Here is a 24,218-nt window from a genome sequence, read left to right as displayed (position 1 = left end):
GGCCCCTACGTATGGAGATGAAGTGTGGGGAAAGAAAAAACGGATGCTGGTGAGCCAATCATTATTTACTATCGGCATGGATGCAAAACATATCTGTTATTCGCAGCGGATTGCGCTCTCCCGGGTCAGAATCGCATCAGGAACTCATGGGCCTGCGGTCATCAGATCGCGGGCTGTCGTCAAGAAAGGATTCAATCCAAACGGAGAGCAAGATGACCACAGGCCAAAGCGCCAGCCCCGCTCGCCAGGGCCGGCAAAACGAGGCGAAGCCTCAACATGGCGCCAAAGGCGCTCCCAATCACGACGATCACGCACCACCGTTCGCGGCGGCCGAAAGCACGCCGGCACAGACATTGGCCCGCTTCGTGGATGATTTGCGCTTCGAGCAGCTCAACATGCAAGTCATCAATGCGGCGCGGCGCCACCTTCTGGACACCATCGGCGTCGGTCTGCGCGGCTCGGAGCAGGAAATGCCGCGCAAAGCCCTGGACGGAATCCTCGCCATCCCCGGCTCGGCCGGCCGCACGACAGTGTGGGGTACCTCCGTATCGCTAGCCGCGCCCTACGCGGCGCTGGCCAACGGCATTGCCTGCCACGTGCTGGATTTCGACGACACCCATACGGCAGGCATCGTCCATGGCAGCGCCATCCTGGCGCCGACCGTCCTCGCCATGGCCGATGAACTCAATCTGTCGGGCAGCGACCTGATCACCGCGTTCGTGGCCGGTTGGGAGGTAGCCGCCCGCGTCGGACTGGCCGCAAAGGGCACGATGCATCACCGCGGGTACCATACATCGTCGACGGCGGGCGTTTTCGGAGCGGCGGCGGCCGCCGGCAAACTGCTCGGGCTGTCGCCGCGCCAACTGCAGTGCGCCATCTCGCTCGCCGGCAGCCAGGCGTCGGGAATCAACGAATACCAGACCGACGGGTCCGCTTCCAAAATCCTGCACACCGGCTGGGCGGCGCACGCCGGCATTGCCGCGGCCTATCTGGCTCGCGCAGGCATGACCGGCCCCGCCAGCATCTTCGAAGGTCGGCTCGGGTTCTTAAATGCCTACGGCGACATCCGTCAATCGGATATCGCGCAACTGACCGGCGGGCTCGGCCTGCGCTGGGAAACCGCGCTGATCTCGATCAAACCCTATTCGTGCTGCCACTTTGCGCACGCCTTCATCGACTGCGCAGCCAGGCTGTTCGAGCAAGGCGTAAAAGCGGACGACATCGCGCGGATCGAATGCGTGGTGCCCGAACTGGAAATACCCATGGTGTGCGAACCCAAGGATATCAAGCGCTCGCCAACGTCGCCCTACGCCGCCAAGTTCAGCCTGCCGTTCATGGTGGCGGCCGGCCTGATCGACGGCAAGGTGAGCCACGACACGTTCACCCAAGAAAGCATTGCGCGCAAAGACGTGCTCGGCCTTGCTGCGAAAGTGGAATATCGGGCGGCCGCACCCGGGGAAACCACGTTCCCTGAGTATTTCCCGGGATGGCTATACGCGCATTTGAAGAATGGCGATACGCTCGAAGAGCGGATGGACCAGAATCTGGGCACACCCGCCAACCCGCTGTCGCAGTCGGCACTGGAAGAGAAATTTCTCGGCAACGTCGCAGGAATGGACGTGCCCGGTCCCGCGATCGTCGGCGCGATCAATGCCTTGGAGGAACACGAGGTCAGGAAAATCAGCAGCTTGCTGTGTGCGGCCAGGTAGTGATCCGCAGGCCGCGCTAGTAGCTGTGCGGCGTGTCGAGCGGTAGATCGTTGATCTTGTCGGCGGATCGTATCCGCCACGCTTCGTCGCGTATGATGCGCAGCAGTCGCCGGCCTGCGTTCGTCATGGGGCGGGTGGAGCACGGCACGGCGACGACCGTCGAAGATATACCGGGCTCGATGATAGGCCGCGCGATGATGTCCTCGAGATGATTGAAGTTGCTCAGGGCGGGAGGCGTAAGTATTGTGGAGCCGATACCCTCGTGCACCAGTTTGAGGATTGCATTCAGCCCGTCGACCTCGTGGACGATGTTCAGCGATGTGCCGGTCGAAATGGTAGTCCGGTCGATCTGGGTGCGCAAGCCGTGCGGGCCGCTCGGAAGAACCAGAGGTATGCTCGTCAGGTCGGCGAACCTGATGGAGGGCCTGTCCGCCCAGCTCACATCGCGCCTGCCAATGAGCACGTATTTTTCTTCCCAGAGGATTTCGCCTTCGGGAGAGGTATTCATTCCATCGTCATAGAAAATGCCGATGTCGATGCGGCCCTTGCTCAGCCACTCCTGGACAAAGCCGGTGAAATACTCCTCGATCTGCAGGCGGGCGGCGGGAGCCGCACGCAAAAATTGCCGGGCCACGGGCGCGCCCAATATTTTCGTGGCGATCGGCGCGAGTCCGAGAATCACCGTTCCGGAGGGGCTATCGCCAATATCGGAAACCTCCGCGTATGCCTGTTTCGCTTGGCGCAATATGGTCCTGCTGTGCCGCAACAGGGTATCGCCGGCTTCGGTCAACACGACGCCGCGCCCGGTCCGCCCGAACAACCGCGTGCCCAGTTGCTGTTCCAACTGCTGGATATGGCGGCTGAGGGTGGGCTGGGAAATATTGACGATTGAGGACGCTTTGGAAAAGCTCCCAAGCTCGCTGATGTATACGAAGTATTCGAGCGATTGCAGATCCACTGTCTCGAAGCCGGGAGCGTCTGCGGTTGTCATCATTGTCCGTCCTGTCGTTCTGTTCAATGTATAACTGATATGGCCTGATACGGCAAGCCATTGACGATAAGCTCTTTCTGTAATCTTCCCATAGGCATTTTAATTGGAGAATAAAGCATGGCAATGAATACAGGTGGAGAGGCGCTCGTTGCGGCGCTCGAAGAGGCGGGAGTCCGGCATGTATTCGGGCTTCTCGGTTCTTCGACGATGGAAGTCTACGATGCGCTCTTTGAGCATCCTACCATCCGCTATATCGGAGTGCGGGACGAACGTTCCGGAACACATATGGCAGACGGCTATGGCCGGATTTCGGGCCAACCGGGCGTGATACTGGCAGGCCAGGCGGGACCGGGTTCATCGAATCTCGTCACGGGCCTGATACAGGCAAGCCTGGCGTTTTCGCCGGTCGTCGCCATTACAGGCCTGGTTTCCAGTTCGCACATAGGCCGGGACACCTTGCAGGAGTTTGACCAGCATGGACTGTTCTCCCCCATTACAAAGCGAACCTGGAACGTGCCCAAGGTCGACCGTATTCCGGAATTCGTGCGCGAGGCTTTCCGCTATGCATCGCTCGGTCGCAAGGGCCCCGTGGTCCTGAACATTCCACGCGATCTATTCGCGCAGTCCGTGGAGACGCCGCAGAAGATGTGGGATCCGCGTCCAAACATACATCTGGGCACGCCCGCCCCCGCACAGATCGATCAGATCGTGCAGCTCATCCGCAAGGCGAACGCGCCGCTCATCATTTCGGGCGGCGGGATCAAGGCGGCAAGAGCCAGCGCCGACCTGGTCGCGCTGTCCGAAAAGACCGGCATACCGGTTGCGGCTTCGGCCGGCAACACAGACGTCGTACCCAATGACCACCCCTTGTTCGCGGGGCAGGCAGGGCCGCGCGGCAATGCGGTGGCCAGCGGCCTGGCGCACGACGCAGACCTGATTCTGGCCATCGGCACCCGCCTAGGCTTCAACACGACTTTCTTCGAAGAGAACTTCAGCCCATCCGCGAAGATCGTGCATATAGATATCGATCCACTGGCCGTGGGGCGCTACTATCCCATCGAGCTGGGGGTGGTCGCAGACGCCGGCCTGGCGACCGCCGCCCTGCTGAAGGCACTCGAAGGGTTCGATGCATCACAGGCGCCGTGGCGCGCCCGCAACGAACGCTTTTTGAAAGACCGCAAGGCCTTGCTGGACAAGCGCGCCGAACTAGGCGCCAGCAAGAACACCCCCCTGAATCCCGCACAGGTGTTTGCGGAGCTGCGATCGGTGATGCCGCGCGATGCAATCATTACGCTGGATGCGGGAACGCTGTGTATGCAGGCCACGGACCAGCTCAGTTATTTCGAGCCGCCTTCGCTAATCACCCCGCTGGATTTCGGGCTTGTGGGAATGTCTTTTGCCGCCGGCATCGGGGCAAAGCTGGCCGCGCCCGACCGTCCGGTGGTTTCCTTGATGGGCGATGGTGGATTCGGCATCGGCATGACCGAGTTCACCACCGCGATACAGCATGACATCCCGACGGTTACCGTGGTCATGGATAACGGTTGTTGGGGCGCGGAAAAAGCCTATCAGCGCGATTTCTATGGCAAGCGCTATATCGGCGCCGATATCACCAGTCCACCCTATGATGAATTCGCCCGCAGTTGCGGCGGTTTCGGTGTGCGCACTACCGAGCCGGGCGAAACCGCAGACGCCGTGCGTGAAGCCCTGAAATCGGGTCTGCCTTCCATTGTCCATGTCAAGGTTGACCCCGATTCCATCGTGAGTTTCCGCAGCGATTCGTTCAAGCACCGGGCCGCAAAATCCTGAGGAGACGCACCTTGTATTTCCTGATCATCGCCAACGACAAACCCGGGCTGGAACATAAGCGCGACGAACTTCGGGCTCGACGCATTGCCTGGCTCAAAGACAACGAGCATATTATTCTTGCGGCCGGCGGCAAGGTCGACGACCGGAACCAGCATGTCCAGGGCGGCCTGCTGATCGTCAATGTTGCAGACAGGGCAGAGGCCGAGCTTTTTGCGAATGCGGATCCTTTCGTTCCGGCCGGCCTGTACGAAACGATGGAGGTAACGAGATGGCGGCGCGTGTTCTTTGACTACCGGCAGATTACCGACCCGAACCCATTTGCTCCGGATTGATGCGGTAGCGGCACCCGGCCGGCGTTGTGAAGCCCGCCGGCTGAACAGCAATCAGCACAAAAGCTGGTTTGCCGAATTCAGTCGGCGGATTTCCGCGCGTGCCACCTGGAGCAGGGCGCGTATAGCGGGCGATACAGGTTTGTTGGTGGACGTGGCGAGCACGATGCCGCGGTAAATGGACGGATTCGTCAGCATCCGGCATCTTAGGCCCGCGTAGACCGGATGCGTATCGCACAGAACGGTGTGGGGCAGTATGGTGCAACCAAGCTTTTGCGCGACAAGATCCAGCGTCATGTTGAGGCTGCTCGCCTCCAGGATGACGTTCAGCTTCATCGAGTGCTGTTCGGCATAGCGATTGATGAGCAGGCGCAGGCCGTGCGCCGGGCTGGGCAGGATCAGCGGCAGCGAGCCGAGCCCGGTAAACGGAAAGTCGCCGTTTTCGGGCAACAGGGAGGGGTCGCCTATAACATAGAGCGCCTCCTTCCAGAGCTTTTCTCCCAGCACGTTGGGCGAGTCGTACAACACCCCGACATCGATCCGCCCGGTAGCCAGCCATTCGCGAATATACCCGCTCATGCCTTCAACGAATCGCAGCTTGGCGGTTGGCAGCGCCTTGCGGAATTCGCGCGACATGGCAGCCGTCAGCGAGAGGGCCAGCGTAGGGGGAAGGCCGACGATGGCCATTTCCGCAGGGTTGCGTGCAACCCGCTCGACCTGGTTGCACGCCGTACGGGTTCGAGACAGCAGATCGACCGCATGCTCGTAGAGTCGCGTGCCGGCCTCGGTAAGAACCTCGGTGCTGCCTTTGATCGTGAACAATTCCACGCCGAGCTCGCGGCCCAGATCTCGTACCCGCTGCTCCAGGATGTTCAATGGGACAACGAACGCGGTGCTGGCCCGATGCAGGCCCCCCGCCTCCACGATCCGGGTAAACCAGAACAAGTGTTCCAGATTCAGGTAGTTCGCGGTGGATGACTTGAACATGATCGGGACAAGGCGATGCGGGTTCGGCCTGCCAGTGTACACGGCCTATAGGAAAATAGACTATTCCCGGCAGGGAGAACTCAGCTACATGACGGGTCCTCCTTGGGTGCCTGATCCCAGACCACGCTGTCGGGAATGGGCTGCTTCAGAATGCCGCCCTTGACCATGACATTGTTCCAGCCCTGCAATCCTGAAGCCGGGTACTTCACGGTCACGAGACCGATCGCGTTTTTCACCAAGTCACTGTATTGCTTGTCCGACAACCCGGCGACGGGCATTTTGGACTTGATGATCTTCTCGGCCTCGATCAGATTCTTGGGATCTTTCAGCCAGCAGAAGGCGCGTTTGTGGGCTTCGATCACTTTCTTGAACAGTTCCGGCTCTTTCTGCAGCCGGCTGCTCGAAGCAAGCAGGATGCTGTATACGGAGTTGCGGAAGTCGCCAGGCCCCTCGCCCTTACGCATGTCCACGATGATTTTGCCATAACCGGCGGCGACGGCTACTTCGGAAGCCGGCATCGTGGTTCCATAGACATCGACACGGCCGGTCTGCAAAGCGGGCAGACCTGTGGGCGGAGGGCCCACGCCAATCCAGGTCACGTCCTTGCCCGGGTTGAGGCCGGCATCGGACACCATCACGCGCATGATGTTTTCGATATCGGAGCCACGCCCGTAGGATCCGATATTCAGCCCCTTCATATCCCGGAAAATGTCCGGATACTTGCCTAGATGCGGTGTTTTCACGCCAGAGCGCGCCAGGATCACGATAGGCATGATCATGTTGCCCAGCACGATGGATTGGTTGAAACCCTGTTCCCGAGTAAGGCCTACATTGCTGGGCGAGTTGTAGCCGATGTCGATCGCACCGCTGGCGGTATTGGATGACATCAGCGGGCCGCTGGCAACAGGTATCAGCGTGGGTTCCAGGCCCTGGTCGGCATAGAACCCTTTGGCTACGGCGATCCAGCTGGGTATCGTCATCACTGCGCCAGCGTAATAACCGATCTTGATTTCCTTGGCGTGCGTTGCAACGCTGAGCGACGACAGTGCAAGGGCCGCCACCGTGAAGGTGGCCTTGGTTTTGAGAGCATGAGCCATGTTTGTAGTGTCTCCTGGTTGGTGTGATTTCAGTTAAACGCCGGTGCGCGTCAGGGGTTCGGTCCAGTTGCCCACCAGTTTTGCTTCTATCGCATCCGCGATCATGGTGATCGCGATTGCAGCCAGGGCCATGATGAACAGAATCCCCAGAATTGCATCCATCCGGAAGATGCCGGAGTAATACATGACCAGATAACCCAGGCCCGAGCGCGAGGCGATCATTTCGCTCGTGACCACACCCAGAAAGGAATAGATCAGCGCGAGTTTCAGCCCCGCGAACACACTGGGCACAGCCCAGGGAAGCGTGATCTTCCAGAACCGCTGTATGCCCGAACAACCCAGCGTATGACTCAGGCGCATGAGGACCGGGTCGATGTTCCTCACGCCGGCGATTGTGCTGTTGAGCACGATGAAAAAACCCAGCGAGAACGCCAGCGCCACTTTGGAGCCTATGCCGATGCCGAACCACAGGATGAAGATGGGTGCGAGCGCGATTCGCGGCATGCTGTTGAGCCCCGTGAGGTAGGGGTCGATCAAGCGTCGCAGCAGCGGAACTTCCACCAGGAGCAAGCCGCCCATGATGCCGGTGATGCCCGACAGGGCAAATGCGATCAGCATGGCGGACAGGGTATCCAGGCCGTTGGGCACCAGTTCTCCGCCCAGGTTGTCCCACAGATAGCGGACCACGGCGTCTGGCGTGCTGACGAAAAACCTCGGAATGACGCCAAAATACACCAGCGCCCACCAGAGTGCGCAAAACCCGAGGCCAATGCACAGTCGCCCCACGTAGAGTCCCAATGTCCTGCAGCATTTCTTCTTTGCGGGCGATGGCGGGGATTCAGCCCGGCTCAGTGAAAGAGAGTCATTCATACTTGCTTCACCATTTCCTTGGAGAGATCGACCCATATGCGTTGATAAAGCCGGTGGTACTCCTCGCACTGCTGCAACGCGTTGAGGTCGCGCGGGCGCGGAAAGGGAACTTCGATCTCGGATACGATATGGCCGGGCCGCGCGGAACACACCAGTATGCGGTCGGCCAGGAAAATGGCCTCCGCAAGATCGTGGGTAATGAAAAGGACTGTGCGGCGGCTCTGTTCCCACAAACGCAGCAGTTCCTGTTCGAGCGTCAGTTTGGTGTGGGCATCCAGGGCGCCGAACGGTTCGTCCATGAGCAGCAACGGGCTGTCCATCATGAAGGTTCGAGCCAACGCCACGCGTTGCCGCATGCCATGCGAAAGCTGGCGCGGATAGGCATCCTCGAACCCCTTCAACCCAACGTTGGCGATGATGGTGCGCGCCTTGTCCCTGGTTTTCGAATCGATGCTGCTTTTGCCCACGCGCACCTCGACGCCGAAGACGACGTTCTCCATGACTGTGCGCCAGGGCAGCAGCGCGTCCTGGGCAAACATGTAGGCGGTATCCTTGCGGCCCGCCAGCGGCACACTTCCTTTGATCAGAACATCGCCTTTCTGAATGGGCAGCAGGCCGGCAACCACATTGAGTATGGTCGTCTTGCCACAGCCGCTCGGCCCGACGATGACCACCAGTTCGCCGACCCCGACGTTCAGGCTCACATCATTCACAGCCGTCAAACCGGAGGGAAAACGATGCTCCAGATCGCGGATGCACACGTGCGCCTCGTGCCGGCTATTTGCCTCTTCCTGATGACTCCCTACTCTCATGTTGCCTCCATCCTTGAGTGTTCATGTAGTGATTCTTGCTGCCGTTGACGGCAGTCCTTTGTTGTTGCGCCAAGGCTGCCTTGCCAAGAGGTGCCGGGTTCTTCGAATGTCTTGCCGATGCGCAGACCCGCAATGTTATCTAATCTGCCACCACACCCGAGCATTGGCAAGTAGCCGGCCCTGAAACCAAGCAAATAACAGATATACTTTGCGCCCCTTCGCCGCGCGGGATGATCATTCGTTTCATCATTAGATGAATTACGAAGGTGGAGATCAAGATGCACCCATACGAGGTCTACGCAATTCGCTATGCGCATCACGAGCGACGGGCGAGCCAGAATTTTCTTGGCGGCGATGCGGACGACGGCCCCATGCCCATGGATTATTTCCTCTGGGCCATCAAGGGGCCTGATATTGTGTATATCGTGGATACCGGCTTTGACCAGGCGATGGCAAAGAAAAGGGGACGGGAATTCCTTCTTGCGCCCGAAAGCGCCTTGCAGACCCTCGGCATCAGCCACGAGAAAGTCCGCGACGTCATCGTGACGCACCTGCATCACGACCATGCCGGAAATCATCATCTGTTCCCGAACGCGACCTTTCATCTGCAGGACCGTGAAATGGCCTACGCCACGGGCAGGGCGATGTGTCATTGCTGCATGCGGCTTCCTTATGAGGAGGGAGACGTGGTCCAGATGGTGCGCCGCGTATTCGCGGGGCGGGTGCGCTTTCACGACGGCGCGCGCGAAATCGCACCCGGTATTTCCGTGCACCACATGGGCGGCCATACCGACGGCATTCAATGTGTCCGCGTCTATACGCGGCGCGGCTACATGGTGCTGGCTTCCGACGTCGCCCACTATTACGCCAACATGGAGCAGGGACGGCCATTCCCCTTCCTGACCAATGTACCGGACAGCCTGGAAGCCTATGCGCGGCTCAGGGAACTGGCCAGCGCGGAGAACCTCATCATTCCAGGCCACGATCCCCTGGTTCTGCGGCGGTTTCCCCTGGCGGTGCCCGGTGTGGACGGCATCGTGCGACTCGATGCCGAACCGCTGCACAGCGCATGACGATCATGATTCCAGCGGTCTTGCGGTTCGTGGTCAGCGCGGGCCCAGGCCATTCCCCAACTTACGCACACCCTCGCACATGAATACTACGGAATTTGATTACATCGTTGTGGGTGCCGGATCTTCCGGCTGCGTGCTCGCCACGCGCCTGTCCGAACGACCGGATTGCCGCGTCCTGATTATCGAAGCGGGTTCGACGGACACCCGGAATCTCTGGATACACATACCACTGGGCGTGGGCAAGATCCTACCCAATCAGAAACTGATTTGGCCCTTCTTCACCGAGCCGGAAGAACAACTGCACGGCAAGACGATTTCGCAGCTGCGCGGCAAGGTACTGGGTGGATCGGGCTCGGTGAACGGCCTGGCCTGGGTACGCGGGGAGCCCGAAGAATTCGACCGTTGGCGGGCCCAAGGTAACCGCGGATGGGCCTTCGAAGACGTACTGCCTTTTTACAAAAAGCTGGAGGATTACCCCCCTGGCGATCCGACAGTCCGCGGCCGCGGCGGCCCCATGAAAATCATCAACCGCGGCATCTGGGATCCCGATCCGCTTTCCGAGGCGTATCGCAAGGCCTGTATAGAGGCCGGCATTCCCGAGAACGACGATTACAACGGCCGCAAGTTCGAAGGCGTGGGCTATCTACAGCAAAGTATTCGAAACGGCTGGCGCTGCAGCGCTGCGACGGCCTACCTGCGGCCCGCATCGTCGCGTCCGAACCTAACTATATTGACAAATTCGACCGCAACCCGCGTACTGTTTAACGGAACGCGGGCGGTTGGCGTCGAATACGTCCAAGGCGGGCAGAAAAAGCAGGCCAGAGCGCGTCGCGAGGTGGTGCTGTCCTGCGGCACCATCAAATCTCCGCATCTGCTGGAATTGTCCGGAGTCGGAGACCCCGCGCTATTGGCAAAATTCGGCATTCCCGTCGTCGCAGCGAACCCGAAGGTGGGGGAGAACCTCAGCGAGCATCTGCAATTCCGCTTCAGCTATGAATGCACCCAGCCGATCACGATCAACGACATCATGACGAGCCGCGTGTGGCGCTTCTGGGAGGGCGTCAAATATTTCGTCACGCGCAGGGGGCTGCTAAGCGGCACCTCCTCTACGGTTCATGCCCTGGCACGTTCCGATCCTTCCCTGGAAAGCCCTGATCTGAAAATCCAGCTTGCGCTGATCAGCGGCAAGGACCGGCTGGCACGCAGCAAGGCGGCAGGTATCGATCCGTTTTCGGGGTTTTCGATTGGGACATTCAAGATCCGGCCTGAATCGCGCGGCAGTGTCCACATGAAAGAGGCTGATCCCCTGACCCACCCAGCCATGAAAGTGAATTACCTGACCCATCCGGGCGATGTCGAAACCTACAAGCGCGCCGTCAAGCTCATGCGCAAGATTGCTGCCAGCCCGTCCCTTGCGCCGTTCATCAAGCGCGAAACCAGGCCAGGCCCGGAAGTCGTCGCCGATGACGATCTAATCGAATACATACGCCAAACCGGGCAGACGGCCTGGCATGCGATCGGCACGTGCAGGATGGGCGTGGATCCACAGGCTGTCGTGGATGATCGGCTTCGGGTGCGAGGCGTACGAAACCTGCGTGTGGCCGACATTTCGATCATGCCGTCGCTCGTGTCCCCCAACACCAACGCGCCCGCCATCCTGATCGGCGAAAAGGCCGCCGCCATGATACGCGAGGACGAAGCGGGCTGAAACGGCAGAAATCCAGGATCGGGATTTATTCAGCGGCAACCATTTGGCTCGCGGACCTTGAGTAAATCGGCAATTGGCGCGGCACGTCAATGAGCCTTTTCTGCCGCCCTTTGCTTGAAAAACAAAATGCAAGTCAACATAAATGCAAACAGGGCAGCCGAAGCGGAATAGCGGCTCAACGCCAGCCCCCCGGCATTAAGCGGCTTGTCAAGAAAATCGCCAACTACCGCTCCCAGTGGGCGCGTAAGAATAAACGCCGCCCAGAACAGAGCAGTACGAGATATCTTTGTTCGGTAGTACGCCACGGCCACCAGTGCCAGCAACGCGCTAAATACCACGGCGCCGCCTCCGTAGCCGAGCCCGGCCGTGGTGGCGGTCCAGTCACCTAACGCAGTCCCCAGGGTCTGAGAAAACATGACTGTCACCCAATAGAACATCTCTGCTTTTGGAGAACTGACGGTATCGACCGACACCGTACCAAGCGAACGATGCCAGATGAATAGTGACGCTATCAGCAGGATAAACAACAAGGACGACCCGCCGGCATAGCCAATTCCAAGGGAACGGTCCGCAAAATCGGCCAACGTGGTTCCCACAGTTGTCGTTGCAATAATCGTGACCCAGTAAAGTAGCGGATGAAAGCCCTTTGCATTGATTTGAGCCGCCACGGCAGCCAGGAAAATGACCGCAAAGATCGCCGTCCCGACCAGGTACCCAAGATTCATCGACATAGTCACCGAATCGCCGCCCGTTTCACCCAGCGTGGTGGCGGCAATTTTTATGACCCAGAAAATCAAAGTGACCTCGGGAACCTTGCTCAAGGCGCGTACAGTTGAATTGTTCACATCGACTCCATTTAATTTCCACGTTTTATGGCTGCTGCGCCATTCCGTTTTCCATCAACACGAAGTATGGTCCGCTACACTTAGGCCAGACATAGGTGGCCATCGTTCATAAATGGAAACAGAGATTGGGCGCGAAACCTGGCCCATACTGTGGATTTTTCTCTGCAAAATCCAGTCAGACCGGAATCTACAGGGATGGTTCACCCCCTATTCACCAAAGGTTACCGAATGCCGTCCCCGTCTCGTTCAACGCTCTCTCCTCGCCTTGGCAGACCTGCTGTGCGCCGCGTTGCCAAAGCGCCCCCCGCCGAACCCCGCTTGCTGGTGCTGAACAAGCCCTTCGACGTGCTGACCCAGTTCAACGACGACCAGGGCCGGGCCACGCTCAAGGATTTCGTCGATGTGCCCGATGTCTATCCCGCCGGGCGGCTCGATCGCGACAGCGAAGGCCTGGTCCTGCTCACCAACGATGGCGGTTTGCAGGCACGCATCACCCAACCCAAATACCGGATGGCAAAAACCTATTGGGTTCAGGTGGAAGGCGAGCCAACCGAGGAGCAGCTACAACAGCTGCGTGCCGGCGTCGAACTCAAGGACGGCCCCACGCTGCCCGCCCAAGCCCGCTTGCTTGATGAGCCACCATTATGGAAGCGCCACCCTCCTGTGCGTTTTCGCAAGAGTGTACCGACCCAATGGCTGGAGTTGATTATTTACGAAGGGCGCAATCGCCAGGTGCGGCGCATGACTGCCGCGGTGAATTTGCCCACCTTGCGCTTGGTGCGCATCCAGATCGGGCCGTGGAGCCTCGATGGGCTGCTGCCCGGCCAGTGGCGCGAAATTCCGCCTCCTTGGTTGTAAGCCGGCGGTAGTGGTTCAGGATTAGCGATCCTGGCTGAGTCCACCAAGTATGCGCATAAATTTGACACAGGCAACTCCTTACCTCGTGGTAAGGAAAATGGAGCTAGACATGACCGCTGCAACACTCACATCCAAAGGCCAGATTACCATCCCGGCCCATATTCGGCGCGAACTGAAGGTTGATGCAGGAGATCGCGTCGAATTCGTTCTGGTGGCTCCAGGACGCTATGAATTCGTCGCGGCGACACGCGATGTCACAGAACTCAAAGGCATGTTTGGAGCACCCAAGAAAACCGTCACGATTAAGACCATGAACGCGGCGATTGCCCGGCGCGGGGCCTCCGCTCGATGATTGGCCTTGGCACCAACGCCCTGGAACGCGCAATACCACCGTCTCACCCACGGTAGCGGCCAGTAATTCGAACGGTAGCTACCGTCGGTTCATTAATATCTAATAAGCATTAGTTGCGTTATAGGTATCACGTAAGGTAACATGAAACCATGTTTTCTATGGTTTGGAAGAAATCCTTATGAGCGATGTATCAACGGATAAAGTGACACGACATCGTGCCCGATTGCGTGCTAATGGCATGAGGCCAATTCAGCTATGGGTTCCTGATACTCGTGCATCCGATTTTGCCAGCCGCATCAAACGCCAGTGCCGTGCCTTGCAAAATGACCCGGCCGAGCTTGACGTTCTTGCCTTCACCGAGGCAGCAGCCAGCGACATTAAGGGCTGGGAATGATCCATCGAGGTGATTTCGTTGTAGTGTCATTGCAAGGTAATTATGGCAAGCCCCGACCTGCTCTAGTCATCCAGTCCGACCTTCTTAACGAGTTGGATAGTGTGATGATTTGCCCGGTAACGAGTGAAATACGGGATGCCATGTTTCGCGTGACCGTCGAGGCCGACAGGCTTAATGGTCTACAGGTGATTTCCCAGGTGATGGTAGACAAGGTTGCCACGCTGCCTCGCTCAAAAATCGGGGCGGCCTTCGGGCGCCTGGATGCGGACAAAATGCGGGCGGTGGAACGGGCTTTACTGGTCGTTACCGGGATTGCGTGACCATCACGCCAATGCAAACGCTTCCAGACATCATCGCAAAAGATCTGACCGTGGTTTTTTGCGGCATCAATCCAGGCCTGGGCTCGGCGGCAGCCGGCCATCATTTCGCGAACCGCAGCAACCGCTTCTGGCGCGTGATTCATCTGGCCGGATTCACGCCGGAGCAGATACGCGCCGAGAATGATCGCACACTGCTGACCTATGGCTGCGGCCTGACGACGGCAGTAGAACGCCCTACGGTGCGCGCCGACGAACTATCCCGGCATGAATTCCTCGCCGCCTCGGCCGCACTGGGGCAGAAAATTGAACGGTACGCTCCGCGCCACATCGCCTTTTTAGGCAAAGCCGCCTATTCGACGATATCCGGTCAGCGAAAGGTCGAATGGGGGCCGCAGCCCGCCGCTTTCGCGGGCGCAAAGGCGTGGGTGCTGCCCAATCCCAGCGGGTTGAACCGCGCATTCAAGCTGGATGATCTCGTACAGGCCTACCGGCAGCTTTATCTTGAAGCGGGCTACATGGTAGACGACATACCGCCGTCCACAGCCAGGATCTGACCGGTTACGAACCCCGATTCGCGAGCGGCCATGAATACCAGGGCGGAGGCCAGATCATCGGGCACACCCCACCTTTTTTGCGGAACCCGGTCTTGCAGCCAAGCGGTGAACTTTGCGTCATCCCAAAGGTTCTTGGTGAGCTCCGTTTTGATGTAGCCCGGTGCAATAGCATTGACGGTAATGCCCGACTCCGACAACTCGGCCGCCCACTGCCTGACCAGGCCGTGCAGGGCGGCCTTGGCGGCTGTGTAGGCCGTAACACCCTGCCGCCCCAGCAGCGCTGTCACCGAACCGGTGAAGACAATACGGCCATAACCATGACTTGCCATGCCTTGGGCAATGTGCCGCCCCAGCGCCCACTGCGAGGTCAGATTCGCAAATATCACACGTTCGAATTCCCGCAGGGGAAATGACAAAAGAAGTTCACGGTGCTGGATGCCGGCATTGGCAAAAAAGATATCGATTCTACCGACGGTTTTCAATACCTCATCGATGGCTTTGACAGCCTGGTCGATATCCGACATATCGAAAGGCAGGGCATGTACGGTTATGCCCTCGCCGCGCAATTCTGTAGCGGCCTGCGCAAGCGCTGCAGGATCGCGGCCGTTGATCACCACAACGGCCCCTTGCCCGCCTAGAGCCCGGGCGGCCGCATACCCGATTCCGCGCGACGAACCGGTAATGAGCGCGACCTGTCCAGACAAATCGAACATGGATACCCCTCCTTCCTCGAGAACGATGCGAATCCTGGCTTGTGCATCATTCCGCAAGCCGGCCGCAACGCGTTATACACCCAATAGTTTGACCTGGAGCTCTTTGTTTGCCTTGAGATCTTCGGCGCCGCCTTCGTAGGCGATGCGGCCGTTGACCATGATGTAAGCGCGGTCGACCATGCGCAAGGCCAGATCCACACGCTGCTCCACCAGCAGAATGCTGGTGCGCTCCCGCAGGTGAACCACCGCATCCAGGACTTCATTGACCACCGACGGGGCCAGGCCTTCGAACGGCTCGTCCAGAAGAATGAGCCGCGTCGGCGCCATGAGCGCGCGAGCAATCGCCAGCATCTGCAACTCGCCGCCGCTCAGGTTCCCACCAACGGAATCGCGTAGCGCCCCCAGCTTCGGAAACAATTCGAACACCTGACCCAGCTCCCAGCCGCCCGGCCGTCGCGCGATAAGCAGATTGTCGACGACATCGAGGTTGGGGAAAATGCGCCGCCCCTGAGGGACAATGGACAAACCCAGCCGGTTGACACGATTGGACGCCCAGCCGGCGATGTCCGTGCCGTCGAAGCGGATGTGCCCGGCGCTGGCCTGCAACTGGCCCATGATGGTGTGCAGCGTGGTGGTCTTGCCCACTCCGTTGCGGCCCAGCAATGCGACAGCTTCGCCCTCTCCCACCTCCAGCGACAGTCCATCGAGAATGCGACTGCCCACATACCCGGAAGCCACATTCTGCAACTGCAAGATGGGCCGGCTCACCTTGGCCTGACCGGCCTGCCTTGACGCAATGACAGGCTGCGCGACACCTTTGTCATCTTCAACTACTTCCCCGAGATAAGCCTCAACCACCTGAGGATTATTGACTACGGCCTGGGGCGTGCCGTCGGCGATGACGCGCCCTTGATGCAGTACGGTAATCCGGTCGGACAAGGAAACCACGCGGTCGATGTCGTGTTCAATCAGCAAAATAGTATGCTGGCCCGCCAGGCGGCGGATCAGCGAACTGATACGCTCGCGCTCCGCGTCCGCCAGGCCGGCCAGCGGCTCGTCAAGCAGCAGCAGCTCGGACCCGGTTGCCATGGTCACGGCGATATCGAGCAAGCGCTGTTCGCCGTGCGGCAGGTTAAGCGTGATTTCGCCGGCCCGGTCTTCCAGACCCACGGCATGCAGCAACGCCCAGGCATGATCCGTCAAATCCGTCAGGCTATAGGCATCGCGCCACAACGAGGGCCGCATGGGCGAGCGCGCCTGGACGGCGATGCGCACGGCCTCGAAAACCGTAAGATTGCCGGGCAGGCTGACAATTTGAAAGGAACGCGACATGCCCAGGCGGACTCGCTCATGCACAGCCAATTTGCTGATGTCCTGGCCTTTGAACTGAATCTGCCCGCTGTCATTGGGGATCAGGCCCGTGAGCATATTGAAGAACGTTGTTTTTCCGGCGCCGTTCGGGCCAATCAGACTGTGAATGGTACCTGGCCGGATATCGAGGCTGACATCGTCCGCGGTCACCACACGGCCGAAGCGCTTGCACAAATTACGCACCTGCAGCAGCACCTCTCCGGAAGACGCGGCGCGGCCTGAAAAGAGGTCCGGCAGCGTAGCGGGACATGGCGGCAGGGGCGTGCGCGTCAATCCCCAATGGGTGTTGCCGCGCAGGCGCGCATAGATACCGCAAAGCCCTTCCGGCGAAAGAAGCACCACGCCCATGATCAGCGCACCGAAGAACAGCCACCAGTGCTCGGTGACTGAACTGAGCTGATCGCTGAGGTTGATGTAAATGATCGCGCCCCACAACGGGCCCAGAAAATGATGTATGCCGCCCAGCAGTGTCATCATCACCGGATCGCCGGCATGTTGCCAATTCATGTTGTCGGCGTACACGCCGTGGATCAGGAACGAGAGCAAGCCGCCGCCCAGGCCGATAAAGGCCGCATGCAGCACCAGGGCGCTAAGCCTGTAGCCCCAGGGGTTATAGCCCAGGTACTGCACGCGCTTTTCGTTGTCGCGTATGGCTTGAAGCACTCGCCCGAAGGGAGAATGCGCCACGCGATAAAGCAGCCAGGCACACACCAGCACCAGCACGGCGCAAAAGATGTAATAGCTGGACGCGCTTTCCAGGCCAGGCCGATCCACGCCCTGCAAACCGTTCTCTCCGCCGGTCAGATTGGTCCAGCGAAAACATATCTCGTAGAACAACTGGGTGAACGCCAACGTCAGCAAAGCGAAGTAAAGGCCGCGCCGGCGCAGGATGAGCAGGCCCAGCACCAGGCCCAGCAGCGCCGCGAAGACCGTGCCCACAACCAGGGCCAGCGCGACATTCTGAAAGACGTGGATGGCGAATAGCGCACTGGCATAGCTGGCCATGCCGAAGAAGACCGACGAACCGAAGGACACCATGCCTGTGTAGCCAAGCAATAAATTATAGGCAAGGCCGTAGAGCGTGTAGATCACCACCTGTGTGGCAAGGCTGGTCGTCGAACCCGCCATCGACATTACCGTCGGCAGGACGACAAAGACCACGGCGAGCACCACGAGAGGATGAGTCAGGGTCTGGCGCAGGCGGCTCACTCGAAACGCTCCCATTGTTCGCCGAACAGGCCTCGCGGCCGCGTCAGAAGCACCACAATCATGAGCGCGTACATAATCGAAGTTGACGCTACCGGCCAAAACTGAATGGTCATGGCCACCGCGACGCCCACCATCAGTCCGGCGACGATGGCCCCGCGCAAACTACCCAGGCCGCCGATGACCACCACCACGAATGCAGGCATGATGGCCTGTTCGGACATCGAGGGCATGACGCTCCAGAGCGGCGCAGCAAGCACGCCGGCCGCACCGGCAAGCAGGCAACCCAGGCCGAAGATGAACATGAACACACGTTTCAGATTGATGCCCAGCATGCTCACCATTTCAGGGTCGCGCGAGCCTGCGCGAACGATACGGCCAAATGGGGTTTTCTCCAGAAACAGCCAGATCGCGGCAAGCAGCCCAATAGTGATGACCAGCACGGCCAGGCGATAGCGTGTGACGAACACGGGACCGTAATGCACAAATCCCGAGAGAAACGAGGGCGTGTCGAACGGGTGACCCATGGCGCCCCATATCGTGCGCAGCAGTTCTTCGATGAAGAGCGCCAGGCCGAAGGTCAACAACAGGCTCAACAGAGGTTCCTTGTTGTAGAGCGGGCGCAGCAGCAAACGCTCTACGACAAGGCCAATAGCGCCCACCAGAATCGGCGCCAGGACCAGAGCACCGACAAAGCCGATATAAGGCCGCAGTGTCAGGGCAAGATAAGCACCCAGGGCAAAAAATGCGCCGTGAGCAAAGTTCACCAGCCCCAACATGCCGAAAATGATCGACATGCCGACCGCAATAAGCACGAACAGAAAACCCAGCACCAAGCCGTTCATGAGTTGTGACGCGAACAGCGTAACATCTACCACCGGGCATCTCCTCGCACTCGGAGCGTAGCGCACGCAGTCTTGCCGCTTGCGCTACACAGGGTTATGCATCAGGCCCTAGGCCATCTTGCACTCAGTCTCGGGCTTCGATCCGTACAGGGCCTCCAGCGGCTGATCCTTGGGCGGCGCAACCGCCATAATATCGAAATAGTCGTATTGGCTCGTGATCTTCGGCTTGATCTGGGCTACCAGAGTGGGCTGTATCAACTGATGATCCCAAGAACGGAAGTACATCGGACGATCTTTGTACCCTTCGAACTTATGGCTCTCCAGAAAATCAAGCAGTTTCTCGGTCTTGGTGGATCCTGTTTCCTTGATGGCCGCGAGAATCGCCGTGCACCCAAACCAATCCTGCCAGGCCTCCGATTCCGGCGGTTTGCCGAACTTGGTCTGATATTTCTTGGCGAACTGCTCGCTGATGCTGGTGTTCTGGGCTCCTGTGTAGTTCCAGATCTTGGGATAGACACCGGAGGCCGCCTCGGGTCCGGCCGCCCACATATCGGTGTCGTTGCAGATCAAGGACGATATCGGAATCTTGCCCGTAAGCCCCATCTGGTGGAACTGCTTGAGGAAGTTGGTCATATCGCCGCCGCCCAGCCCCAGAAAGACAACGTCCGGCTTGGCCGCCATGAGCTTGAGGATGTAGGAACTGAAGTCGGTGGTGCCCAGCGGCGTTTGATCCGCGCCCACGACTTTGCCGCCGTCCTTGAGCAGCACCTCGCTCATCTGCTTGTAGCCGTCGATGCCCCAGGCGTACGAGGCATACAGGAAATACCAGCTCTTGCCATGCTTGGACAGCGACGGATAGATACTGCGTACCGTCTCATAATTGGGCAGGTCTATGCGAAAAGTATGCCGGCCGCATTTGGCGCCGGTGATCTCTGTCGCGTTGGGGCCGGTGGCCATCAGCAGAATTTTTTCGCGTTCGGCCACGGGCATGATGGCGAGGACATCGCCACTGGAGACGCCGCCCTGAACCGCAACGACCTTTTGTTCCTGAATCAGCTTGTGCATGTTCTGCTGCGTCGTCTGCGGCCCATTTTCATCCAGCCACACGAGCTCTACGGGACGATCCAGAATCTTGCCGCCGACATCGTCTATGGCAATGGTGGCGCCGTTATGGCCTTGTTCGCCCTGTACCGCATACGTGCCCGACTTGGGCAGCAACACACCCAGTTTGATCGCCTCCGCCGCACGGGCTGTCCGAATGAACGGGCCCACGCCGGCAATACCGCTCAACAGTCCTGCAGCCGCGCCGGCCTTGAGTATTCCACGCCGGGTAATGCCTATGCTTTTGTCATCTTTCATGTCAGACATAATCTCCTCCTGAGAGTGTTTACCGACAGATGTGATGGACGGGGGCATACTGTTCTTAGCAACCGAAAATGTCTACCTCCGGGTGGTAGAGTATTCTCGGTTTATGGCACTGTCAAAGTTTTTTGACTAGCATTACGTCACCCGGCACGCAATATACGGTAGGAGACATGAACCTTTTTTCTGTACTTGAACATTCAGCCCGCCGCTTCCCAGACCGAGGCGCGATCTACCAAGGCAGCACGAAAATCCGCAGCTACGCCGAGCTGCATCAACGTGCCCTGGCCCTGTCAACCGCGTTGCGGCATCTGTTTCCAGCAGGCGCGCGCATTGCCGTTGCCAGCGAGAACCGGCCGGAAATCGTCGAGCTGATGTTCGGCATCTGGGCGGCCGGCATGGTCTTCGTCCCGCTGAACTACAAGCTGCATGCCAAGGAAATGGCACATATCATCGGCGATGCCCGGGCGTCCATGGTCTTTGCCTCGCCCCGGCTGGCCGGCGACTTGAGCGGCGTACTGGAAGCCGGATCGTGCCGTCTTGCAACCATAGGGCAGAACACCTATGCCGAATTATTTGCCGCAGCTCCTGAACCGCCCGCCACGACAACGCCCGAAACGCTGGCATGGCTGTTCTATACCAGCGGGACCACCGGCCGCCCCAAGGGGGCGATGCTGTCGCATCGAAACCTGATGGCAATGACCATATGCCACCTGGCCGATATCGAACACCTGGACGAAAATGCCAGCCAGATCCATGCTGCGCCCATGTCCCACGGCTCGGGGCTTTATATCCCCGCCTACATGTCGCGCGGAGCGCGGCAGGTTATCCCCGCCAGCGGCGCGTTCGAGCCCGATGAATTCCTGGCGCTTTGCAATACGCATCCCTCGTGCGGCGCTTTTCTGGCGCCGACCATGGTGCAGCGCTTGCGCATGGAAGCCGAGAAATCGGGCCTGCGGCCCAAGAACCTGCGTTGCATCGTCTATGGCGGCGGCCCCATGTATATCGATGAAATCAAGAAATCGCTGGCCCTTTTCGGCCCGATTTTTGCGCAAATCTACGGCCAGGGCGAAATCCCCATGACCATCTCCGGCCTGCGCCAGGAAGACCACATCCATGCCGGCGACGGCATCCTGGGCTCGGTCGGATTCCCGCGTTCCGGCGTCGAGGTGCGCATTGTGAATAAGCAGGGCGAGCCGCTGCCCACCGGCGAAATTGGCGAGATCATCTGCCGCAGCGATTCCGTCATGTCCGGCTACTGGGGCAAGCCGGACGAGACCGCGCAGGCGCTGCGCGACGGCTGGCTCTACACCGGCGACATGGGCATGCTGGACGAAACGGGTTTTCTGACCCTGCGCGACCGCTCCAAAGACGTCGTCATCAGCGGCGGCTCCAACATCTACCCGCGCGAAGTCGAGGAAGCCCTGCTTTCACATCCCGATGTGGCAGAGGCTTGCGTGGTGGGCCAACCCGATGCGGAATGGGGCGAAATCGTCGTCGCCTTTGTCGTCGCCAACCCCGGCAAAAGCCCCAGCGCAGAATCGCTCAGTGCGCACTGTCTGGAGAGCATTGCTCGATTCAAACGCCCCAAGCGCTATATCTTTATCGACTCATTACCCAAGAACAGCTACGGGAAAGTGCTCAAGCGAGAACTACGGGAGCAGTTGAAGTAGTCAACGCAGCGTTTTGCGGCGTGCCGCGGCGGCAGCCGAATCCACAGAACCGGCCACTGCCTGGACGGATTTTTCGCTGTCGATCAGCGTGCGCAGACGGGTGGTATAGGCTTTGTGAATTTCGCCGAAGCGAGCCCTGATTTTGCCGATGCCGTTCAGCGTCTTGCCCCACCCGCGGATATTTTCGAAGCACTGGGCGAACTGGCTGAAATCGGTGCCCGCCTGTATTTGCATAACGCCCGTCGACACCCGCTGGTGTTTTTGCACGCTGTCACAGTCCCCGCGGCCGTACAACTGCTTCTGCCGCACATGGACTACCGCTGCGCTGGTCAACGCCGGAATCACGACTCGATTATGATGACAGGCTCGCAATCCGCACCCAAAAGGCAACCCGAATGATCCATGTCATTGCTACCATTACCACACAACCCGGCCAGCGCGACACCGTGCTGGCACTGTTCAAGAAGAACGTCCCGGCGGTGCTTGCCGAAAAAGGATGTGTCAGCTACGAGGCCGTTGTTGACGTACCGGATTTTGGAAAGCTGCAGACACCTCTTGGGAACGACACGTTTGCCGTGATCGAGCAATGGGAAAGCGCCCAAGCACTGAAAGCGCACGCGGCTTCTCCGCACATGGCCGAATATGGACGCAATACCGCGCCATTGCTGGCAAACCGCGTGGTCAATGTTCTTCAGGCCTGCTGAGCCTCGGCCACGCAGCACGCTACTTCCACTTCGCGCCGAGCCGATCGAGCTCGGCCTTTTGCAGATCTTCCGGCTTCATCGCTATCCGGAACTCACATTCGGCATTGAACTTAAGGAACCACGGCTCGGCGATCGACGGAAGATCGCCGGGTTGCGCAATATCAACCACCAGCACGGCGCCGCGCCGCCTGCTTTGTTCAGTGAAATAGATGACTTCCGGCTTGCATTCCTGAATTATCTGCTCAATGACGGCGCCAACGCTGCCATTGCGCATAAGCGTGTTGAACGGCTCGTGCGGTATGTGGACATTCACAAGTGTGCGCATGATCGTATTCCTCCCGATTAGCGGAACCAAGCCGCCATTGTGGGAGCGTACGCCTGAAGATACCTGTCCCGCATCGGCCTTTTGGCGGAGGCCCCTACTGGAATCTACAGAAGCTTTAAAACTTCAAGTTTTTATACAACCGATAACTCCAACGCGCTATTCCGGCATAAATTAATTTCCGACAACCTTGCTCCTAGAAACCCAGAGCAACGGCCAGTCCACCACCGGCGATCCCAAAAGCCACCACAGCCGCGCTCACCGTCACCAGTTCTCGGGGACGAAACGATTTAGCGACCATCGCCAGCGAAGGCAGGCTGATCGGCGGCAAGGTCATCAATAGCGCACCGGCCGGGCCGGCCGCCATGCCCAGCGACAGCATCGCCTGGATGATCGGTATTTCGCCAGCCGTGGGAATCACGAACAACGCACCCGCTACCGCCAGTGCGCCGATCCAGAATATATGGTTGCCGATGTCCGGACCGATCTGCGGGAACAGCCATGCGCGGGCCGCGCCGAGCAACAGGACCAGAACGATATATTCAGGCACCAGACGCAAGGCCATGCGTGCCAGAATCTGGCCCCAACGTACGAAAGCGCCATGCCAATAAGACAACGCCCCCCGCGGCGCAACCTCGGCAGGCACGCACGCAGCACCTTCGCGCTCGATATCGACCTCGGCGGGTTTAATCATTCGATTAATCAGATAACCGATGCCGAACACCATCGGGACGCCCAGAACCAGGCGCAAGGCGGCCCACTGCCAACCCAGAACGAACCCCATAAAAACCAGCGTGGCCGGATTGAGCACCGAGTTGCCGAGCCAAAATGCCAGTGCACCTCCGGGCGACGCATTTCGCTGACGCAGCCCCGCGACGACCGGCGCCGCGCAGCAGGTGCACATCATTGCGGGCAGCGCCATCAGGCCCCCCGCAGCCACACTGCCAAAGCCGGTTCCGCCCAGCGCCTTTGCAACCCAATGACGCGGCAGCAACGCCTGGAGTGCTGAACCGAGCAGCAGCCCCAACACCATCGCCTGCCAGATCGCCTTGCCGTAGACCAGTGCATAATCGAGCGCCGCCGACAACGATGGCTCGGGCGCGTTGGCGGCGTGGCCCATCAAGATCGACGTGCCGATCGAGTGACTGTCGGCTGCCGCGAAGGCGCGGTTGTAATACGGAAACCACTTGACATAGAACAAGCCAACCAGGGCAATCAATGCAAAGACCGCCAATCCGACGACGGGATTGGGTGACTCTCGCGAGTCGAGCGTGTTTTTCATGAGGGTAATTGGTGAGGAGTTGACGAGGTGCC

Annotated in this window: 25 protein-coding genes; 12 read left to right on the top strand and 13 right to left on the bottom strand. The window is 59.3% G+C overall.

Annotated elements, in window-relative coordinates; genetic code table 11:
• Positions 1-212 precede the first annotated feature (212 nt).
• Positions 213-1,709 carry an MmgE/PrpD family protein gene (locus EDC26_RS06965; protein WP_165930945.1) on the top strand — a complete coding sequence of 499 codons (1,497 nt, stop codon included), beginning with the start codon at positions 213-215 and terminating at the stop codon, positions 1,707-1,709.
• A 16-nt stretch (positions 1,710-1,725) separates the two neighbouring features.
• On the opposite strand, the gene EDC26_RS06960 is transcribed toward EDC26_RS06965, so the two are convergent.
• Complete coding sequence (locus tag EDC26_RS06960) at positions 1,726-2,703, bottom strand: LysR family transcriptional regulator (RefSeq protein WP_132580906.1); 978 nt, start codon at positions 2,701-2,703, stop codon at positions 1,726-1,728.
• 114 nt (positions 2,704-2,817) lie between these two features.
• On the opposite strand from EDC26_RS06960, the gene EDC26_RS06955 reads away from it, so the two are divergent.
• Positions 2,818-4,509 carry a thiamine pyrophosphate-binding protein gene (locus EDC26_RS06955; protein WP_132580904.1) on the top strand — a complete coding sequence of 564 codons (1,692 nt, stop codon included), beginning with the start codon at positions 2,818-2,820 and terminating at the stop codon, positions 4,507-4,509.
• An 11-nt stretch (positions 4,510-4,520) separates the two neighbouring features.
• Positions 4,521-4,841, top strand: coding sequence for a YciI family protein (locus EDC26_RS06950; RefSeq protein WP_165930944.1), 321 nt, complete (start codon positions 4,521-4,523; stop codon positions 4,839-4,841).
• Between the two features lie 51 nt (positions 4,842-4,892).
• On the opposite strand, the gene EDC26_RS06945 is transcribed toward EDC26_RS06950, so the two are convergent.
• From EDC26_RS06945 to EDC26_RS06930, 4 genes are all read right to left on the bottom strand, one after another.
• Entirely contained in the window at positions 4,893-5,825 is a 933-nt protein-coding gene (locus EDC26_RS06945) for a LysR substrate-binding domain-containing protein (protein ID WP_132580900.1), read from the bottom strand.
• Positions 5,826-5,905: 80 nt separating this feature from the next.
• Positions 5,906-6,922 carry an ABC transporter substrate-binding protein gene (locus EDC26_RS06940; protein WP_132580898.1) on the bottom strand — a complete coding sequence of 339 codons (1,017 nt, stop codon included), beginning with the start codon at positions 6,920-6,922 and terminating at the stop codon, positions 5,906-5,908.
• Positions 6,923-6,955: 33 nt separating this feature from the next.
• A complete protein-coding gene (locus EDC26_RS06935) occupies positions 6,956-7,792 on the bottom strand; it encodes an ABC transporter permease (RefSeq protein ID WP_165930943.1) in 837 nt (278 codons plus the stop codon).
• Positions 7,789-8,604: an ABC transporter ATP-binding protein gene (locus EDC26_RS06930; protein ID WP_132580894.1), complete on the bottom strand. Its 816-nt coding sequence runs from the start codon at positions 8,602-8,604 to the stop codon at positions 7,789-7,791. Before EDC26_RS06930 ends, EDC26_RS06935 begins: the two co-directional genes overlap by 4 nt.
• Positions 8,605-8,882: 278 nt before the next feature.
• On the opposite strand from EDC26_RS06930, the gene EDC26_RS06925 reads away from it, so the two are divergent.
• Both EDC26_RS06925 and EDC26_RS06920 read left to right on the top strand, forming a co-directional pair.
• Positions 8,883-9,677: an N-acyl homoserine lactonase family protein gene (locus EDC26_RS06925; RefSeq protein ID WP_132580892.1), complete on the top strand. Its 795-nt coding sequence runs from the start codon at positions 8,883-8,885 to the stop codon at positions 9,675-9,677.
• Positions 9,678-9,756: 79 nt separating this feature from the next.
• On the top strand, positions 9,757-11,385 hold the full coding sequence (locus EDC26_RS06920) for a GMC family oxidoreductase (RefSeq protein WP_132580890.1): 1,629 nt from the start codon (positions 9,757-9,759) through the stop codon (positions 11,383-11,385).
• Between the two features lie 86 nt (positions 11,386-11,471).
• Here EDC26_RS06920 and EDC26_RS06915 read toward each other — a convergent pair whose 3' ends face one another.
• Complete coding sequence (locus EDC26_RS06915; protein WP_132580888.1) at positions 11,472-12,230, bottom strand: COG4705 family protein; 759 nt, start codon at positions 12,228-12,230, stop codon at positions 11,472-11,474.
• A 228-nt stretch (positions 12,231-12,458) separates the two neighbouring features.
• Here EDC26_RS06915 and EDC26_RS06910 point away from each other — a divergent pair, with 228 nt between their 5' ends.
• From EDC26_RS06910 to mug, 5 genes are all read left to right on the top strand, one after another.
• Positions 12,459-13,088, top strand: coding sequence for a pseudouridine synthase (locus EDC26_RS06910; protein ID WP_132580886.1), 630 nt, complete (start codon positions 12,459-12,461; stop codon positions 13,086-13,088).
• Between the two features lie 109 nt (positions 13,089-13,197).
• Positions 13,198-13,440, top strand: a complete 243-nt coding sequence (locus EDC26_RS06905) for an AbrB/MazE/SpoVT family DNA-binding domain-containing protein (RefSeq protein WP_132580884.1) — start codon at positions 13,198-13,200, stop codon at positions 13,438-13,440.
• Between the two features lie 178 nt (positions 13,441-13,618).
• The gene (locus EDC26_RS06900) at positions 13,619-13,834 is read left to right on the top strand and encodes an antitoxin MazE family protein (RefSeq protein WP_132580882.1); all 216 of its coding nucleotides are present in this window, start codon (positions 13,619-13,621) and stop codon (positions 13,832-13,834) included.
• Positions 13,831-14,154, top strand: coding sequence for a type II toxin-antitoxin system PemK/MazF family toxin (locus EDC26_RS06895; RefSeq protein ID WP_207915082.1), 324 nt, complete (start codon positions 13,831-13,833; stop codon positions 14,152-14,154). Before EDC26_RS06900 ends, EDC26_RS06895 begins: the two co-directional genes overlap by 4 nt.
• An 11-nt stretch (positions 14,155-14,165) precedes the next feature.
• Positions 14,166-14,708, top strand: a complete 543-nt coding sequence (gene mug / locus EDC26_RS06890) for a G/U mismatch-specific DNA glycosylase (protein ID WP_132580880.1) — start codon at positions 14,166-14,168, stop codon at positions 14,706-14,708.
• On the opposite strand, the gene EDC26_RS06885 is transcribed toward mug, so the two are convergent.
• The 4 genes from EDC26_RS06885 to EDC26_RS06870 all read right to left on the bottom strand — a co-directional run bounded on the left by EDC26_RS06885 (position 14,666) and on the right by EDC26_RS06870 (position 20,211).
• Positions 14,666-15,421, bottom strand: coding sequence for an SDR family NAD(P)-dependent oxidoreductase (locus EDC26_RS06885; protein WP_132580878.1), 756 nt, complete (start codon positions 15,419-15,421; stop codon positions 14,666-14,668). The genes mug and EDC26_RS06885 overlap by 43 nt on opposite strands.
• Before the next feature lie 72 nt (positions 15,422-15,493).
• Positions 15,494-18,001: a branched-chain amino acid ABC transporter ATP-binding protein/permease gene (locus EDC26_RS06880; RefSeq protein ID WP_243700825.1), complete on the bottom strand. Its 2,508-nt coding sequence runs from the start codon at positions 17,999-18,001 to the stop codon at positions 15,494-15,496.
• Positions 17,998-18,876 carry a branched-chain amino acid ABC transporter permease gene (locus tag EDC26_RS06875; protein ID WP_425012383.1) on the bottom strand — a complete coding sequence of 293 codons (879 nt, stop codon included), beginning with the start codon at positions 18,874-18,876 and terminating at the stop codon, positions 17,998-18,000. Before EDC26_RS06875 ends, EDC26_RS06880 begins: the two co-directional genes overlap by 4 nt.
• A gap of 75 nt (positions 18,877-18,951) precedes the next feature.
• A complete protein-coding gene (locus EDC26_RS06870; protein ID WP_165930942.1) occupies positions 18,952-20,211 on the bottom strand; it encodes an ABC transporter substrate-binding protein in 1,260 nt (419 codons plus the stop codon).
• A 167-nt stretch (positions 20,212-20,378) separates the two neighbouring features.
• Between EDC26_RS06870 and EDC26_RS06865 the strand changes: the two genes are divergently transcribed.
• Positions 20,379-21,878 carry an acyl-CoA synthetase gene (locus EDC26_RS06865; protein ID WP_132580872.1) on the top strand — a complete coding sequence of 500 codons (1,500 nt, stop codon included), beginning with the start codon at positions 20,379-20,381 and terminating at the stop codon, positions 21,876-21,878.
• Here EDC26_RS06865 and EDC26_RS06860 read toward each other — a convergent pair whose 3' ends face one another.
• Positions 21,879-22,223, bottom strand: coding sequence for a hypothetical protein (locus EDC26_RS06860; protein WP_132580870.1), 345 nt, complete (start codon positions 22,221-22,223; stop codon positions 21,879-21,881).
• A gap of 50 nt (positions 22,224-22,273) precedes the next feature.
• On the opposite strand from EDC26_RS06860, the gene EDC26_RS06855 reads away from it, so the two are divergent.
• A complete protein-coding gene (locus EDC26_RS06855; protein ID WP_132580868.1) occupies positions 22,274-22,582 on the top strand; it encodes a putative quinol monooxygenase in 309 nt (102 codons plus the stop codon).
• Positions 22,583-22,601: 19 nt separating this feature from the next.
• On the opposite strand, the gene EDC26_RS06850 is transcribed toward EDC26_RS06855, so the two are convergent.
• Both EDC26_RS06850 and EDC26_RS06845 read right to left on the bottom strand, forming a co-directional pair.
• Entirely contained in the window at positions 22,602-22,907 is a 306-nt protein-coding gene (locus tag EDC26_RS06850) for a panthothenate synthetase (protein WP_132580866.1), read from the bottom strand.
• A gap of 193 nt (positions 22,908-23,100) precedes the next feature.
• Complete coding sequence (locus EDC26_RS06845) at positions 23,101-24,186, bottom strand: permease (RefSeq protein ID WP_132580864.1); 1,086 nt, start codon at positions 24,184-24,186, stop codon at positions 23,101-23,103.
• Between the last annotated feature and the right edge of the window lie 32 nt (positions 24,187-24,218).

The organism is Paralcaligenes ureilyticus (genome assembly GCF_004346225.1).
GTDB classification, from domain to species: Bacteria; Pseudomonadota; Gammaproteobacteria; order Burkholderiales; family Burkholderiaceae_B; genus Paralcaligenes; species Paralcaligenes ureilyticus.
Note: the sequence above shows the minus strand (reverse complement) of the source record. Positions and strands in the feature narration are given on the sequence as shown.

What these genes read in the sequence shown, in the direction of transcription:
- EDC26_RS06905 (WP_132580884.1), top strand. Translation starts at nt 13,198, where the DNA reads ATGACCGCTGCAACACTCACATCCAAAGGCCAGATTACCATCCCGGCC.
- EDC26_RS06865 (WP_132580872.1), top strand. Translation starts at nt 20,379, where the DNA reads ATGAACCTTTTTTCTGTACTTGAACATTCAGCCCGCCGCTTCCCAGAC.
- EDC26_RS06955 (WP_132580904.1), top strand. Translation starts at nt 2,818, where the DNA reads ATGGCAATGAATACAGGTGGAGAGGCGCTCGTTGCGGCGCTCGAAGAG.
- mug (WP_132580880.1), top strand. Translation starts at nt 14,166, where the DNA reads ATGCAAACGCTTCCAGACATCATCGCAAAAGATCTGACCGTGGTTTTT.
- EDC26_RS06930 (WP_132580894.1), bottom strand. Translation starts at nt 8,604, where the DNA reads ATGAGAGTAGGGAGTCATCAGGAAGAGGCAAATAGCCGGCACGAGGCG.
- EDC26_RS06845 (WP_132580864.1), bottom strand. Translation starts at nt 24,186, where the DNA reads ATGAAAAACACGCTCGACTCGCGAGAGTCACCCAATCCCGTCGTCGGA.
- EDC26_RS06850 (WP_132580866.1), bottom strand. Translation starts at nt 22,907, where the DNA reads ATGCGCACACTTGTGAATGTCCACATACCGCACGAGCCGTTCAACACG.
- EDC26_RS06855 (WP_132580868.1), top strand. Translation starts at nt 22,274, where the DNA reads ATGATCCATGTCATTGCTACCATTACCACACAACCCGGCCAGCGCGAC.
- EDC26_RS06910 (WP_132580886.1), top strand. Translation starts at nt 12,459, where the DNA reads ATGCCGTCCCCGTCTCGTTCAACGCTCTCTCCTCGCCTTGGCAGACCT.
- EDC26_RS06935 (WP_165930943.1), bottom strand. Translation starts at nt 7,792, where the DNA reads ATGAATGACTCTCTTTCACTGAGCCGGGCTGAATCCCCGCCATCGCCC.
- EDC26_RS06940 (WP_132580898.1), bottom strand. Translation starts at nt 6,922, where the DNA reads ATGGCTCATGCTCTCAAAACCAAGGCCACCTTCACGGTGGCGGCCCTT.
- EDC26_RS06895 (WP_207915082.1), top strand. Translation starts at nt 13,831, where the DNA reads ATGATCCATCGAGGTGATTTCGTTGTAGTGTCATTGCAAGGTAATTAT.
- EDC26_RS06885 (WP_132580878.1), bottom strand. Translation starts at nt 15,421, where the DNA reads ATGTTCGATTTGTCTGGACAGGTCGCGCTCATTACCGGTTCGTCGCGC.
- EDC26_RS06900 (WP_132580882.1), top strand. Translation starts at nt 13,619, where the DNA reads ATGAGCGATGTATCAACGGATAAAGTGACACGACATCGTGCCCGATTG.
- EDC26_RS06945 (WP_132580900.1), bottom strand. Translation starts at nt 5,825, where the DNA reads ATGTTCAAGTCATCCACCGCGAACTACCTGAATCTGGAACACTTGTTC.
- EDC26_RS06960 (WP_132580906.1), bottom strand. Translation starts at nt 2,703, where the DNA reads ATGATGACAACCGCAGACGCTCCCGGCTTCGAGACAGTGGATCTGCAA.
- EDC26_RS06965 (WP_165930945.1), top strand. Translation starts at nt 213, where the DNA reads ATGACCACAGGCCAAAGCGCCAGCCCCGCTCGCCAGGGCCGGCAAAAC.
- EDC26_RS06870 (WP_165930942.1), bottom strand. Translation starts at nt 20,211, where the DNA reads ATGTCTGACATGAAAGATGACAAAAGCATAGGCATTACCCGGCGTGGA.
- EDC26_RS06925 (WP_132580892.1), top strand. Translation starts at nt 8,883, where the DNA reads ATGCACCCATACGAGGTCTACGCAATTCGCTATGCGCATCACGAGCGA.
- EDC26_RS06920 (WP_132580890.1), top strand. Translation starts at nt 9,757, where the DNA reads ATGAATACTACGGAATTTGATTACATCGTTGTGGGTGCCGGATCTTCC.